The organism is Streptomyces sp. NBC_00376 (genome assembly GCF_036077095.1).
GTDB lineage: Bacteria > Actinomycetota > Actinomycetes > Streptomycetales > Streptomycetaceae > Streptomyces.
On record NZ_CP107960.1, the window covers coordinates 7484888 to 7498761 of the forward strand.

The following is a 13874-nucleotide window of genomic DNA, read 5'->3' on the forward strand; positions in this document are numbered from 1 at the left end:
GACGGATCGCGGGTGAGGTCGCGGAAGGCGGCTCTCAGGCCGTGGGCGGTTCCGCGAGCTTGCGGAAGTCCCAGGAGGTGATGGCCTGCGGGGTCAGCCGCAGCCAGGCATGGCGGCCGTCGTGCGGCATGGTGTCCATCCCGAAGTACTTCGCCGCGAACAGCCGTTCCGGGGAGGCGAGTTCGAGGCACGGCTCGCCGGTACGGGGGGCCTCGCCCACGGGAACGGCATCGCCGGAGAGTTCGATGCCGCGCAGCTCCGCGTACTCCACCCCGTCGTCCACGACCACCGCGATCCTCGGGTCCCGGTGCAGCTGGGACCAGCGCAGGCTGCGGGTGATCGAGTACAGCCAGAGCGAGGTCCCGTCCCAGGCGAACCAGAGGGCGCCGACGTGCGGGCGGCCGTCCGCGGACACGGTGGCGACCCGGCAGGTGCGCTGCTCGGCGAGATAGGCGTCGCGTTCGTCGTCCGTCATCATGATCCGACGGCCCCGTCGCTGAATGGCGGCCATGGGGGCGCCCCCTCCTGTTGTCTGACTGTGTGTCAGAAATCATGGGGTCTCTTCCCTCGTCGCGCAATGCCGGTTAGCCTCGCGCGCCCGGTCCGCCGCAGAAAGGGGCAGCCGTGCCCTCGAAGAACCAGCTCGCCGAGCAGCTCGATCCGGCCACCACCGTGCTGCTGACAGTCGAATGCCAGCAGGGGGTCGTGGGCCCGGGGAGCGCACTGCCCGAACTGGCCGACCAGGCCCGCTCCTCCGGCGCCCTGGACCGGGTCGCCCGGCTGGTCGCGGCCGCGCACGAGGCCGGGGTCCAGGTGCTGCACGCGGTGGCCGAGCGCCGCCCCGACGGGCGGGGCGCCAACAACAACGCCCGCCTCTTCCGGGCCGCCGGCCGGCTGCCCGTGCAACAGCACCGCGGCACCACGGCGGTACGGATCGCCGCACCGATCGAAGTCGCCGACGAGGACCTCGTCGTACGCAGGCTGCACGGCCTCTCGCCCATCGCCGGCACCGATGTGGACGCGCTGCTGCGCAACCTCGGCTGCCGGACCCTCGTCGTCACCGGGGTCTCGGCCAATGTCGCCGTCCCCAACGCCGTGTTCGACGCGGTGAACCTCGGCTACACCGCCGTGGTGCCGTCCGACGCCATCGCGGGGGTGCCGGCCGACTACACCCCCGCGATGATCCGCAACACGCTCGCCCTCGTCGCCACCGTCACGACCACCGACGAGGTACTGGGCTGCTGGCTGAACCGCACATCCCGCAGGACCGGTTCCTGACGGACTCGGCCCCTCCTCGCGCAACGGTCGACCCGCCGCGGCTCGTTCGGCCGCCGTCAGGATCGCCTCGACGGCGGTGTCGTAGATCGCCTTCCGGCTCACCCGGGCCAGCTTGTCGGCGTGCGTGCGGGTGATGGGGTGGTCGCCCTCCGGGAGCCGGGCGTAGACCCGGGTCGAGGTGGTGTCGTCCTTGGCCCGGTTCTCGGGGTCGAGCGAGCTGAGCGAGGCCGCGTGGGCACAGAGCCCGAGGGCGGTGGCGATGAAGGTCAGGCAGAAGAGCACGGCCCGCTCGCGGGCCAGTCCCGAGCGCGTGAAACACGAGAGCAGCAGCTGTCATGACCGGCACCCGGGTCGAGCTCAGCGGCCGGCTCTTGCTCACCTCCGTGGTCGCCTTCGGGCTCTCCTGCATGGCGCCCAGCCTGGTGATGGTGATCTTCGGTGTGATCTCCGCGGCCAGCGGGGGCGCCGCGCCGACCGCGTTCCTCGTCGCCACCGGAGCGATGTTCCTGACCGCGCTGAGCTACGCGAAGATGGCCCGGCACTTCCCCGTCTCCGGCTCGGCCCAGGCGGTGGAAGCCTGACACCACCGGGGCGGTGCGATCAGGGCGCGAGCGTGATCGTGCCGCCCGAGACCGTGATCGTCCTGGCGGGCAGCGGTTCGGTGGCGGGGCCGTGCGCCACGGCGCCCGTCGACGCGTCGAACCTGCTGCCGTGACAGGGGCAGTCGATGGTGCCGTCCGCGACGCTCGACACCGCGCACCCCTGATGGGTGCACTTCGACGAGAACGCCTTGAACTCGCCCGCCTTCGGCTGCGTCACCACGACACCCCGGTCGGCGAAGACCTTCCCGCCGCCCTCGGGGATGTCGGCCGTCCGGGCCAGAACGCCGCCGCCGCCGTCCGTTCCGTCGGCGGCGGGCTTGACCACATCCGCACCGTCCGATTCCTTCTGGTTGCCGCAGGCGGCGAGTACGGCGGTCACCGACACGGCCCCTGCCGCGGCGACAACGGCGCGCCGCCCGGGACGGCCCTCGTGGTTCTGCGTTGTGCTCATACTGGTGCTTCCCTTCCGGGGAGTTCACGGCTTCGGTTTTCACGGCTTCGGTGTACGACCAGGTGTACGCGCGGCGGGACCCCCGTGTTCAACACCCAGGGACTTCCGGAGGAAGTCCCGCTCCAGCAGCAACAGATTGCCCGCCGCCTCCCGGGTGACCAGATGACCGGCCCCGGACAACGGCAGCACCGTGTGCGCCCGGCCCGCGGCCAGCAGCGCGGCGGAGAACCGCAGCATGTGGGCGACGGCCACATTGTCATCGGCAAGTCCGTGCACGAGCATGAGCGGGCGGGTCAGCCCGGCCGCCTCCGCGAGCAGCGAGTTGCGCCCGTAGTTCTCCGGCAGCACGTCCGGGTGGCCCAGGAACCGCTCCTCCCAGTGGGTGTCGTAGAGCCGCCGGTCGGTCGGCGCGGCTCCGGCCACCGCGGCGTGGAAGATCTCCGGATGCCGCAGCACGGCGGCAGCGGCGAGATACCCGCTGAACGACCAGCCGCGCATGGCGACCCGGGCCGGGTCCAGCGCGGAACACCGCGCGGCGGCCGCGTGCAGCGCGTCGATCTGGTCGTCGAGCACAGCCGTCAGCCGGTCTCCGTGCACCGACTTCTCCCAGGCCTCACCCCGTCCCGGAGTGCCCCGGCCGTCCGTGACCAGCACCGCGAAGCCCTGCTCGGCGAACCACTGGGCGACCGCCACCCACCAGGTACGCACCTTGAGGACGACCTGCATGCCGTGGCCGGCGTACGGGCTGAGCAGCACCGGCAGCGGGGCGTCGCCCGGCCGGTGCCACGACGGCAGGTACAGCCGGCTGCGCAGCTCCCGCTTCCCCAGGCTCAGCACCGCGGGCCGCGGGACGACCAGCGGGGTCTCGGCGAGGACCGAGATCCGCCCCACGGGCGTTCCGTCCCGCAGCACGGTCACCGTCTGACCGTCCGGGGTCCTGCTGTCCAGCACCACGGTGGGCCCGCCGACCGCGGCCGTGTGCACGCCGGGGGCCTCGCTGACGCGCACGGGAGCGGCGGCGCCACTGCCGGGGGCCTCCGCTTCGTACGACCAGACATGGACCTCGGTCGGTTCCTCGCTCGCTGTGAAGAAGACTCTCCCGCCGCTCGATCCGACCACCTCGCGGACCTCCAGACCCGGGGGCGTCGGCACGCCGCCGGCCTCCAGCCCCTGGGTGTCGCCGCCAGGACGCGCGGGAACGACGAGCGCACCGCAGGGGAGCCGCGACGGTGTCCCGGGCCGCAGGGCGACCCACGCCCGGTCGTGGGCACGGCTCAGGACGCTCGTCCCGCCCGTGCCGGGATCGACCGCGAGCACGTACACCGAACGCTGGTCACGCGTCTGCACGGAGACCAGCGGCCCGTGCCCGTCCCACGCCGCCGACACCACGTACTCGAACGACCGGTCCGTCCACACGCCCTCGGGATGGTCCGCGTCCGCCTCGCGCGGCAGCCGGACCGCGAGCCGCTCCCCGGACACCTGCACCAGGTGGAGCGAGACCTCCGCGTTCGCCGTGCCCGCCGCCGGATACGCCATCTCGCGGGCGGGCCGCTCCGGACGGGCCGGATCGCTGATGTACCGGCGCGCCACCATCGAGGTGTCCACCCGCGCCACCAGCAGCGCATCGCCGCGGGGCGACCACCAGTAGCCGCGCGGGCGGCCGATCGACTCGGCCGACACGTGGTCGGACAACCCGTACGTCACCCGGTCGCCGTCCGGAGCGGCGAGCACCCGGTCGTCCGTCCCCTGAGCCGTGACGGTCCGCAGCGCGCCGCCGGAGACGTACGCGATCAGCGTGCCGTCCGGCGAGGGCCGGGGATCGACCACCGGACCGGCGGTCCGGATCCGGCGCGGCGCGCCGCCGTCCGTCCGCACCACCCAGAGTTCGCCGTCGAGCGCGAAGGCCACGAGCCGCACCTGCGCGTCGGTCGCGTAGGACACCACACCCGACGACGTCTCCCTCGCCCGTTCGCGGCGGGCCAGCTCCTCCGGCGGCACCCGGCCGCCCGTCGGGTCGCCGTGACCGGCCCCGAGCGGATCGGCGAGCAGCCGCTCCTTCCCGTCCTCGTACAGCCAGAGCCGGCTCACCCGGTCCGTGCCGGACGTGGAGCGCACGAAGAGCACCCGTGTGCCGTCCGGCGAGACGGTGAAGCCGCGGGGCACCCCGAGCGAGAACCGGTGGGTCCGCCCGAACTGCTCCGGGAACCGGTGGGTGTCGTCCGTCGGGTCAGCGGTCGCGGCATCGCTGGTAGGAATCATGGCGACACCATGACAGGTGGTTCTCCCGGCGACGGAGCGAGGGGCGTGGACTGTCAGTGGCGTCTGCGACGCTGAGCGGTATGACACTGAGCAGTTTCACCGACCTTGAGCAGGCCGTTCGCCGGAGTTGGGGCGCGGACACCACGACACCGGAACACCGGGCGGAGTGGACACCGGACAATCCGGCGCGCGATCAGTGCGGAGTGACCGCGCTCGTGGTGCACGACCTCCTGGGCGGCGATCTGATCCGCGGCGAGGTCCATGTGGACGGCGAGCGGGTCGACTACCACTGGTGGAACCGGCTGGGCATGGACGTCGAAGTCGATCTCACCCGCGAGCAGTTCCGCCCGGAGGAGATCGTCGTCGGCGGGGAGGTGATCGTACGGCCGGCGGAGATCGTGCGGCTGCGCGAGGAGTACGAGCTGCTGCGCGGCAGAGTCCTGGCGGAGCTGAGACCGGCCGGCGCGACGCCGCCCGCCGACTGCCGGCAAGTCTGAGCCGGTAGCGGCCGGCGCCCCGGGCCGTCCGGTGCCCGTGGCTGTCCACGGGCGCCGGGCCGGATCAGTTCGCCGACGAGCCGTCGTCCGCGCGGAAGACCGCCCGTCCCTCGCGCAGGCGGGTGAAGAGGAGCGCCCGGTCCAGCTGTTCCTGCTCTTCCTCGTCCTCCTCATGGGAGAACACCTCGTCCACCAGCAGTTCGCGCAGCCGCTCCTGCACGCCCTTGCCGTACCCCTGCTGGAAATCGTCCGGATCGAAGTGGGTGTCCGCCTCCACCGCGGCGATCGTGCTGTGCTCGTCCTCGATGACCAGCCGGGCGCGGATGGTGCGCGCCTGGAGCGTCTGGTCGTTGTAGTGGCCGTAGACGATCTCGGCCTCGATGTCACCACCGACGGACATCTCCCCGTCGGTGTGCACCGCGCGGGCCCTGACATCGCCGCGGACGGCGACGACGGAGTCGGGGCCGCAGTCGGTCAGGCAGCCCTCGACGACGAGCGAACCGGTGACCACGAAGGGGGCCGCCACGTCCAGGTGGCCCCGCACCAGGAGGTCGCCGTGGTGGAAGAACGGCTCGCGGATCTCCTGGTCGCCGGTCAGCGCGTGGTCCGTACGGGCGTCGTCGCCGAGCAGGCGCCCGCACAACTGCGGCATCAGCGGCACGTGGTCGGGATCGGGATCGTCGCGCAGTCCCGCGACGAAGTCCTGGAAGCTGCCGAAGTCCGGCCGGGTGTACTCCGTCAGCCAGCCGCTGTCGTCCGGGACCCCGGCCGCCCGGCAGGCTTCGGACAGTGTGACGCGCATTGCCTCCGCGACCCGGCGGGCGGCCGCCACGTCGATGGGCAGCGGCCCGCCCTCCACCGCGACGGGGGCGGGAGTGGCGGTCCCGAGGGCTGTTCTGTTCAACGAGTCGCTCATGACAGGACTCTACGAGCCGCCTCTGACCCCTCGGTCGGGTCCGGGGGCGTCGCGCTCGGCGTCGAGCGCGGCGCTGCGCCTGGTGAGCGTGCCGTCCTCCAGGCCGAGTTCGCGTTCGGCCGTGCTGACGGCCATCCGCTTGACCGCCTCGGGGCGGTCGGCGGCTTCGGTATTGGCGTGGGCGCCGAGGCCGTCGATGACGACCAGGATCTGAATCGTCGTCACATATGGGTCGGCGGTGCGGAACTCGCCGCAGCGGACGCCGTCACGGACGAGGTCCTCCAGACGGCCCCGCCACAGCGTCTCCTGGTGGCCGACCCGGTCGCGGAGCGCGGGGCGGTAGCGGCTGAGGTGCCGGGCGTTGATCCACAGCCGGCTGATGTCGTCGTACGCGGCGCCCGTCGCGAGCGCGAAGAAGCGGGCGAGCCGGTCCGTGGGCGACTCCGCTTCCGGCTCCGCCGGGAGCAGTGTGTTCAGTTCGGCATGGGCGGCGGTGCCGAACGCCTCGGCCACGAGGTCCTCGACCGCCGGGAAATAGTGGCTGATGAGACCGGGGCGTACGCCGAGCTGCTCGCCGATCCGGCGCAGCGTGATGCACTCCAGCCCTTCGGTCAGGGCGACGGTCGCCGCCGCGTCGACGATTTCCGCACGCCGGTCCGACGGGGACTTCCGGATCCGCTTCCGCTGAGGGCTTGACGACATACCGGCGATGCTATTGACGCCGCGACCAATGGGCAACCAGCGGGTGGACCGGTGCCCGCAGGCCGCAAAACAGGCCCCGGAGTCCGTGCAACAAGCCTCCGAGCCGCCGCAGCAACTGCCGATCGCGGCGGGCCGCGGACCCTAGCGTCGGTTCCTGCAAGCCATCACCGATGCCATGGAGGACAGGGATGAACAACAGCATGCGTACCGCGGCCGCCGCCGCAGCCCTCGTTGCCGGTCTCGTCACGGTGGGCGGCACCACCGGTGCTGCCGCCGCCGAGCGTCCGGAGCGGATCACCAGCCAGGAGCAGCTCGCCAGAAGCATCGCGCAGGCGGTCGCGGCCGAGCAGCAGAAGGGCGCCGTCACCGACGGCGTCATCGGCGGCATAGTGATCAACCCGACCAGCCTGCGTTCCTGCTGACGAATCGGAGGTGAGCACCGTGGACAGCACTGCGGACCTTGCCCGGGACGGGCGGGAAAGCCCCCTCAGATGGTGTCCGAGCGGCGATGCGAGCCGCCCGGAGAGCGTTGTTCTCGGCGTGCGGTCCGGGGAGCACGACCAGGTCGCCTACCTGGCCGAACCCGTACCCGCCGCCGATGTTCTCGGCAGCATCCCGGAGGGGATCGCCCCCAACCGGGTGCTCCGGTTCGCCTCGCACTGCGTGTCGGACTGCGCGAACCGGGTCGGCGAGGCCTGCGGGCTGATCGAACGCATCACGACCGTACCGGCCGAGCCCGGTCCGGCCGCGGTGCCGCGGTGCCACCTCCGCCCGCACTGCAAGTGGTGGAACCAGGTCGGTGTCGAGGCCTGCCACCGCTGTCCGGCCCTGACGACACTGGAACCCCGCGACGACGAACTCGCCGTTCTCGTCGCGGACCCGGCGACCACCCGTGAACAACTGGAGAACTGGATCGCCGCCGCACAATGAGCCGATACCGTTCACGGAGCCGGCCCGTGGCCGGACCGAGAACATGAGAGAAGGGATGTCGTGGACAACTGGACACGGTGTTTCCGCCCGGCCCCCGACGCCGCGGCACAGTTGCTGTGCTTCCCGCACGCAGGTGGTGCGGCCAGTGCCTATGTCCCGCTGTCGACGCAGGTCGCGGGGGTCGCGGAAGCACTGGTCGTGCAGTACCCCGGGCGGCACGACCGCATCGCCGAACCGTTCGCCGAACGGTTCGGCGATGTCGTGCACGCGGTACTGGCCTCGCTCCCCGCGAGCGGCGGCCGGCCGCTGATTCTGTTCGGCCACAGCATGGGCGCGCTCCTGGCGTACGAGACCGCACGGCGCCTCGCGGCGGTGGGGCGGGAGCCCGCGGCGCTGTTCGTCTCGGGCAGCGAGGCCCCGTCGCTGCCGCGGCGCGTGCGGCTGCCCGAACAGCCCGGCGACGACGACCTGATCCGGGAGATGCGGCTGCTGTCCGGTACGGACGAGGAGCTGCTGGCCCAACCGGAGATCCTCGAACTCGCACTGCCGCCGCTGCGCGCCGACTACGCCATGCTGTCCCGGCGCGTCCACGTTCCCGGGCCGCCGCTGCGCTGCCCCGTCGTCGCGCTGACCGGCGACAACGACCCCCGGGTCGACGTCGACGCCGTACAGGTGTGGGAGCGGGAGACCGTAGGGCCCTTCGAGCGGCACGTACTGCCCGGCGGGCACTTCTTCCTGGGCGACCACCTGCCCCGCGTCGCGGATCTCATCGCCGCGCACGTGCCCGGACGAACGGTGCGTACGGGCGTCTGACACCGCACGAGGTACAGGGCTTGGGCCCCGCCCCCGGAAACCGCCGGAGGGTCGGGGCCCAAGCCCTGTACTGCGTCAACTCACTCCGCCTCGAACTCCGAGAGCAGGGCGTCGAGGGAGTCGTCGCCGTCCCGCGCCGCGACGATCCGGCGGGCCATCTCGTGCAGCGTCAGCTGCTCCAGGAACAGCGTGATCGGGACATCGAGGTCGAAGTCGTCCCGGAGGCAGCCGACCAGGTGGACGGCGGTCAGGGAGTCGCCGCCGGCCGCGAAGTACGTCATCTCCGGGTCGTCGGCGTCCTCCAGTCCCAGCGCCTCGGCGATCAGCGCGCGGACGTCCCGCTCCAGGTCGGCGGAGCGGCCGCCCGGCTCCGGCTGCTCCCCGCCCGGTGCGGGCGGCGCGACGGGTACGAGGCGGTAAGCGCCGTGGCTCTCACCGGCGAAGGGATACGTCGGCAGCGCGACCCGTCGGCCGGCCCCCTCCCGTACCACCTGCTCACCCGCCAGCCATGCCTCGCCGAGCGGGTCGGGCCCGCCGAGTCCCACCTCACCGCCCGAGGCCAGCTCGGTGAGCAGCTCCGCCGCCTCCGCCCGGTTCCCGGCCCGCACATAGCCGCGCACGGCCAGCGGGGCACGGCCCACGCGGAGCGTGTGCGCGGTGTCGGCGAGGGACGCGGCGCCCGGGGCCCGCAGCGCCCCGGCCAGCCGGCCGGCCACCGCGGCGAGGCCCTCCCGGGTACGGGCCGACAGCAGCAGGACCTCCGGCGCGCCCCCGGCCTCCGGCCGGCCCGCCTCGATACGCCGGGGCGCCTCCTCCAGGACCACGTGCACGTTGGTGCCGCCGATGCCGACCGAGCTCACCCCGGACCGCCGGGGACCGTGCTCGGGCTCCGGCCAGTCGGTCGCCCGCCCGATCAGGTGGAACGGTGAGTCGTCGAAGCCCAGTTCGGGGTGCGGGCGGCCGGCGTCGGCGTTCGGCACCAGCGTCGCGTGCTCCAGCATGAGCACCGATTTGATCAGCGCGGCCACGCCCGCCGCCGCGTCCAGGTGACCGATGTTCGACTTCACCGAGCCGATGCCGATCCGCCCGGTGCCGAGCGCCCCCTTGAACGCGGCGGTGGCCGCCGCCGCCTCGATGCGGTCTCCGAGCGCGGTGGCCGTGCCGTGCGCCTCCAGGTACTGGGCATCGGCCGGGTCGAGGCCGGCCGCCGCCCAGGCCTCCACGATCGCGGCGGTCTGCTGGTCGACGCCGGGCGCCGTGAACCCGACCTTGGTGGCCCCGTCGTTGGTGACGGCGCTGCCCCGGATGACCGCCCTGACCGGGTCGTTGTCGGCGAGTGCGTCGGACAGCCGGCGCAGCACCACCACGCCCACCCCGTTGCCGGGCACGGTCCCGCCGGCCCGCTCGTCGAAGGGCCGGCAGCGGCCGTCCGGCGAGTAGATGCCGCCCTGCTGGTGGACGTAGCCCCGCTTGCGCACCGTGTCCACGGCGACGCCCCCGGCCAGCGCCGTGTCGCACTCGCCGAGCAGCAGGGACTGCACCGCGAGGTGCACCGCCGTCAGCGAGGTCGAGCAGGCCGTCTGCACCGTCAGGCTCGGGCCCTCCAGGCCCAGCCGGTAGGAGATCCACGGGGCGAGGAACTCGCGGTCGGTGAGGATCCGTACCTGGAGCGCCCCGAGGGACGCGGCGAGCCGCGGGTCGGTCTGCGCGGCCAGCATGTGCTCGGTGGGGCCGCCGCCGACGTACACGCCGGTACGGGCCTGGCCGCCCAGCGGGCTGCGGCCGGCGTCCTCCAGCGCGGACCAGGCCGTCTGCAGGAGCAGCCGGTGCTGGGGGTCCAGGGCCGCGGCCTCGGTGCGGTTGAAGCCGAACAGCTCCGCGTCGAAGCGGTCCGCGTCCGCGAGATGGCCCTTGGCCGGTATGTGGTCGCGGCCGCGCACCTCCTGCGGGTCGGCGCCGTCGGCGATCAGCTCCTCCTCGGTGAAGTCGGTCACCGAGCAGCGTCCGCCGAGCAGGTTCGCCCAGTAGGTTTCCAGGTCGGGGGCGCCGGGGAAGCGGCCGCTCATCCCGACGACCGCGATCGCGGAGTCGGCTGCGAGGGGCTCGGCGGCGCTTGCGTTCTCGGTCATCGTGTGGAGCCTTTCCGGTAGCTGAGTCGTCGGGCGGCGGCGGTGCGTCGTGCGTGCCGGTCACCGCCGCGCGCGGCGGCCGTGTCGGCGGGAGTGCCGGTGGCCGGAGCCCCGGCGGCGGCCCCGAGGGCCGCCCGGTCCAGGTGGGCGGCCAGGGCGCTGACGGTGGGGTGACGGAACAGGTCGACCAGGCCGAGTTCGCCGTACGTACCCATCTCGCGCAGGGCGGACAGGACGCTCAGCAGCCGGATCGAGTTGCCGCCCAGGTCGAAGAAGTGGTCGGTGACGGCGACGAGTTCGAGATTGAGCACCCGGGCCCACAGGCCGGCCACCAGCTGCTCGGTCGGTGTCCCCGCGACGGTGGTCGAGCCGTCCGGCCGGCACCGCACGGTGGCGGGTTCCGGCAGCCGGGCCCGGTCGATCTTGCCGTTGCTGCTGAGCGGCATCTCGTCCAGCCGCACGAACACCTCGGGCACCATGGACCCCGGCAGCCGCCGGGCGAGATGGGCGCGCAGCTCCGCGTCCGGTGGCGCCGCCCCGTCCCGGCCCACCACGTACGCCACCAGTCGCTGAGCGGTGCCCGTGCCTCGGACGGTGGCCGCCGCCAGGGCGACGCCCGGCGCACCGGCCAGCAGGGTCTCGATCTCGCCGAGTTCGATGCGTACGCCGCGCAGCTTGACCTGGAGGTCGGAGCGCCCGAGGTAGTGGATGAGCCCCCGCGCGTCGATCCGGCCGAGGTCGCCGGTGCGGTACATGCGAGTGCCCGGTGCGCCGTGCGGGTCGGCGACGAACCGTTCGGCGGTCAGGGAGGGCCGGCCGATGTAGCCGCGTCCCAGCGAGGCACCGGCCACGTAGATCTCACCGGCGACCCCGGCGGGGACCGGCCGGAGCCGCTCGTCGAGCACATAGACCCGGGCCCCGGGCACGGTGCCGCCGAGCACCACGGGCTCACCGGGCAAGAGGTCCCCGGTGGTCGCGTAGACGGTCACCTCGCTGGGGCCGTACGCGTTCACGATCCGCCGTCCGGGCGCGCTGAGCCGCTCGACCAGCTCGGCCGGGCACGCCTCGCCGCCGACCGCGACGGTACGCAGCTCGGGCAGCTGCCCGGTCAGGTCGGGCAGCAGCATCGCGGCGGACGGCGGCAGGAACACATAGGTGATGCGGGAGTCCCGCAGCCGGTCCAGGAGGGCCTCGCCGATCCGCTCGTCCTCGCCCGGGATGTGCAGCTCCGCGCCGGCCACCCAGGGGAAGAAGAGGTCGGAGACGGCGACGTCGAAACCGAACGAGACGAACTGCAGCACCCGGTCGTCGGCGTTCACCGGGAAGGAGTGCCGGACCGCCCGGGTGAGGTTGATCAGCGCCCGGTGCTCGATGGCGACGCCCTTGGGGACGCCGGTGGAGCCCGAGGTGAACAGGACGTAGGCGAGGTCCTCGGGGGCCGGTGTCCCGCCGGTCGTGACGGCACCCGGTACGACGGGGTCCGTGACGGCCGGCCGGTCGACCCGGATGCACGGCACCTCCAGGCCCGTCGCTTTCTCGGCGGTCTCCCGCGAGGTCAGCAGGAGCCCGGTGCCCGAACTGTCCACCATGTGCCGGAGCCTGGCCTCCGGGTGGGCCTGGTCCAGCGGTACGTACGCGCCGCCCGCGCGCAGCACGGCGAGCGCCGCGATGCCCTGGTCGGCCGAGCGGGGCAGGAGCAGACCGACCCGGAAGCCGGGCCGTACCCCGGCGGCGCGCAGCCGGGCGGCCAGCGCGTCGGCCCGGGAGAGCAGTTCGGCGTAGCTGAGGCGGAGGTCGCCGCAGACCAGGGCGGTGGCATCGGGGCGTTCGGCCGCCCGGTCGGCGATCAGGTCGGGCACCAGGCGGTCCAGCGGCGCCGCCTCGGCGAGGCGGTCCGCGCCGGCGATGGTGCGGCGGCGCTCGTCGGCCGGCACCAGCTCCACGCAGGACAACGGTGCGGACGGGTCCGCGAGGAGACCGGCCAGCAGTGTGCGGAAGTTCTCCGTCCAGCGGTGGACCGTCGCGGCGTCGAACAGCTCGCTGCGGTAGATGAACTGGGCGGCGAGTCCGGCGCCCCACCGCTCCACGAACAGGTGGAAGTCGAACTTCGCGGTGTCCAGCGTCAGCGCCAGCCGTTCGGTGGTGGCGCCGGTCAGCCGCAGTTCCGATGCGGCCTCGTCCTCGTAGCTGAGCGCCACCTGCACCACCGGGTCGTGGCTGGTCTCACGGACCGGGGCAAGGGTGTCGACCACCGCCTCGAACGGAGCGTCCTGGAAGGGCTGTGCCGCCATCATCGAGGCCCGGACGCGGCGGGTGAGCTCGTCGAGCGACGGGTCGCCGGACAGGTCCACCCGCATCGCCAGGGTGTTGGTCAGCATCCCGACCATCTTCTGGAGTTCGGGCCGCTCGCGCCCCGACGACGGATAGCCGACGACCAGGTCCTCGCCGCCCGTGAGCCGGGAGAGGAACGCGGCGTACGCGGCGAACATCGTCATGAACGGGGTGGCGCCCGAGGCCGCGGCCACCTCGGCCAGCCGCTCCCTGACCTCGGCGCCGAGCAGGAAGCGCTCGGTGCCGCCCGCGGCCGTGCGGACCGGCGGGCGCGGGCGGTCCAGCGGCAGCTCCATGGTGGTGGGCGCGCCGCGCAGCCGGTCGGTCCAGTGCTCCACGGACGCCTCGAACGCGCCGTCCGCGGCGCGCTCCCGCTGCCAGGCCGCGTAGTCGGGGAACTGGAGCGGGAGTTCGGCCGGCCGGTACGTCAGCCCCTGGGCCTCGTGCCGGTACCCCTCGGACAGTTCGTCCAGGATCAGCCCGAGCGACCAGCCGTCGCAGACCAGATGATGGGCGACGAGGAGCACCCGGTGGCTGCCGTCCGCCACGGCGTACACGGTGCAGCGCAGCAGCGGACCCGCGGCGGTGTCGAAGGGGAGGGCGGCCTCGGCGCGCACCAGGGCCTCGGCGTCGGCGGCCGGCACGTCCCGCCGGACGGTGAGCCGCACCCGCCCGAGGGCCGAGACGCGCTGCGCCGGGGTGCCGTCGTCGGCGGTCCGGAACACGGTCCGCAGCGCCTCGTGGCGGGCGACCAGCGCGTCCAGCGCGCGGCCGAACGCGTCGGTGTCGAAGGGGCCGTGCACCGCGAAGGCGACCGGCACGTTGTACTGGGCGGAGCCCGGATTCAGCTGGTCGAGGACGAGCAGGCGGCTCTGGGCGTCGGAGGCGGGGAACTCGTACTCCTCGTCCCCGCAGCCCTCCCCGGCGTAGAGGTCGATGAGCTCGACGGCGTCGACGGTCATGGTT

At 73.3% G+C, this 13874-nt stretch carries 13 protein-coding genes; 6 read left to right on the forward strand and 7 right to left on the reverse strand.

The window, feature by feature from the left end; all coding sequences use genetic code 11:
* Positions 1–34: 34 nt before the first annotated feature.
* A complete protein-coding gene (locus tag OG842_RS33675; RefSeq protein WP_266735502.1) occupies positions 35–511 on the reverse strand; it encodes a pyridoxamine 5'-phosphate oxidase family protein in 477 nt (158 codons plus the stop codon).
* A gap of 113 nt (positions 512–624) precedes the next feature.
* Between OG842_RS33675 and OG842_RS33680 the strand changes: the two genes are divergently transcribed.
* Positions 625–1278 carry a cysteine hydrolase gene (locus OG842_RS33680; RefSeq protein WP_266735501.1) on the forward strand — a complete coding sequence of 218 codons (654 nt, stop codon included), beginning with the start codon at positions 625–627 and terminating at the stop codon, positions 1276–1278.
* Positions 1279–1613: 335 nt separating this feature from the next.
* Positions 1614–1859, forward strand: a complete 246-nt coding sequence (locus OG842_RS33685) for a hypothetical protein (protein ID WP_266735500.1) — start codon at positions 1614–1616, stop codon at positions 1857–1859.
* 19 nt (positions 1860–1878) lie between these two features.
* Here the strand turns inward: OG842_RS33685 and OG842_RS33690 are convergent, their stop codons facing one another.
* Positions 1879–2331 carry a Rieske (2Fe-2S) protein gene (locus OG842_RS33690; protein ID WP_266735498.1) on the reverse strand — a complete coding sequence of 151 codons (453 nt, stop codon included), beginning with the start codon at positions 2329–2331 and terminating at the stop codon, positions 1879–1881.
* 39 nt (positions 2332–2370) lie between these two features.
* Positions 2371–4590 carry a S9 family peptidase gene (locus OG842_RS33695; RefSeq protein WP_266735496.1) on the reverse strand — a complete coding sequence of 740 codons (2220 nt, stop codon included), beginning with the start codon at positions 4588–4590 and terminating at the stop codon, positions 2371–2373.
* An 80-nt stretch (positions 4591–4670) separates the two neighbouring features.
* Here OG842_RS33695 and OG842_RS33700 point away from each other — a divergent pair, with 80 nt between their 5' ends.
* The gene (locus OG842_RS33700; protein WP_266735494.1) at positions 4671–5087 is read left to right on the forward strand and encodes a YunG family protein; all 417 of its coding nucleotides are present in this window, start codon (positions 4671–4673) and stop codon (positions 5085–5087) included.
* A gap of 64 nt (positions 5088–5151) precedes the next feature.
* Here OG842_RS33700 and OG842_RS33705 read toward each other — a convergent pair whose 3' ends face one another.
* Positions 5152–6003 (reverse strand): hypothetical protein, encoded by an 852-nt coding sequence (locus tag OG842_RS33705; RefSeq protein ID WP_266735492.1) that lies wholly within the window; start codon positions 6001–6003, stop codon positions 5152–5154.
* A 9-nt stretch (positions 6004–6012) separates the two neighbouring features.
* Entirely contained in the window at positions 6013–6705 is a 693-nt protein-coding gene (locus OG842_RS33710; RefSeq protein WP_266735491.1) for a TetR/AcrR family transcriptional regulator, read from the reverse strand.
* A gap of 188 nt (positions 6706–6893) precedes the next feature.
* Here OG842_RS33710 and OG842_RS33715 point away from each other — a divergent pair, with 188 nt between their 5' ends.
* Genes OG842_RS33715 through OG842_RS33725 form a run of 3 tightly spaced genes read left to right on the forward strand, consistent with a single transcriptional unit; the run spans position 6894 to position 8448 of the window.
* Positions 6894–7127, forward strand: coding sequence for a hypothetical protein (locus OG842_RS33715; protein WP_266735490.1), 234 nt, complete (start codon positions 6894–6896; stop codon positions 7125–7127).
* Positions 7128–7146: 19 nt separating this feature from the next.
* A complete protein-coding gene (locus tag OG842_RS33720; RefSeq protein WP_266735488.1) occupies positions 7147–7635 on the forward strand; it encodes a hypothetical protein in 489 nt (162 codons plus the stop codon).
* Between the two features lie 60 nt (positions 7636–7695).
* Complete coding sequence (locus OG842_RS33725; protein ID WP_266735487.1) at positions 7696–8448, forward strand: thioesterase II family protein; 753 nt, start codon at positions 7696–7698, stop codon at positions 8446–8448.
* Between the two features lie 80 nt (positions 8449–8528).
* Here the strand turns inward: OG842_RS33725 and OG842_RS33730 are convergent, their stop codons facing one another.
* Complete coding sequence (locus OG842_RS33730) at positions 8529–10577, reverse strand: type I polyketide synthase (protein ID WP_266735485.1); 2049 nt, start codon at positions 10575–10577, stop codon at positions 8529–8531.
* Positions 10574–13870, reverse strand: a complete 3297-nt coding sequence (locus tag OG842_RS33735; protein WP_266735483.1) for a non-ribosomal peptide synthetase — start codon at positions 13868–13870, stop codon at positions 10574–10576. The genes OG842_RS33730 and OG842_RS33735 overlap by 4 nt, the downstream gene beginning before the upstream one ends.
* Positions 13871–13874: the final 4 nt, after the last annotated feature.

What these genes read in the sequence shown, in the direction of transcription:
- OG842_RS33675 (WP_266735502.1), bottom strand. Translation starts at nt 511, where the DNA reads ATGGCCGCCATTCAGCGACGGGGCCGTCGGATCATGATGACGGACGAC.
- OG842_RS33685 (WP_266735500.1), top strand. Translation starts at nt 1,614, where the DNA reads ATGACCGGCACCCGGGTCGAGCTCAGCGGCCGGCTCTTGCTCACCTCC.
- OG842_RS33690 (WP_266735498.1), bottom strand. Translation starts at nt 2,331, where the DNA reads ATGAGCACAACGCAGAACCACGAGGGCCGTCCCGGGCGGCGCGCCGTT.
- OG842_RS33695 (WP_266735496.1), bottom strand. Translation starts at nt 4,590, where the DNA reads ATGATTCCTACCAGCGATGCCGCGACCGCTGACCCGACGGACGACACC.
- OG842_RS33700 (WP_266735494.1), top strand. Translation starts at nt 4,671, where the DNA reads ATGACACTGAGCAGTTTCACCGACCTTGAGCAGGCCGTTCGCCGGAGT.
- OG842_RS33705 (WP_266735492.1), bottom strand. Translation starts at nt 6,003, where the DNA reads ATGAGCGACTCGTTGAACAGAACAGCCCTCGGGACCGCCACTCCCGCC.
- OG842_RS33710 (WP_266735491.1), bottom strand. Translation starts at nt 6,705, where the DNA reads ATGTCGTCAAGCCCTCAGCGGAAGCGGATCCGGAAGTCCCCGTCGGAC.
- OG842_RS33715 (WP_266735490.1), top strand. Translation starts at nt 6,894, where the DNA reads ATGAACAACAGCATGCGTACCGCGGCCGCCGCCGCAGCCCTCGTTGCC.
- OG842_RS33730 (WP_266735485.1), bottom strand. Translation starts at nt 10,577, where the DNA reads ATGACCGAGAACGCAAGCGCCGCCGAGCCCCTCGCAGCCGACTCCGCG.
- OG842_RS33735 (WP_266735483.1), bottom strand. Translation starts at nt 13,870, where the DNA reads ATGACCGTCGACGCCGTCGAGCTCATCGACCTCTACGCCGGGGAGGGC.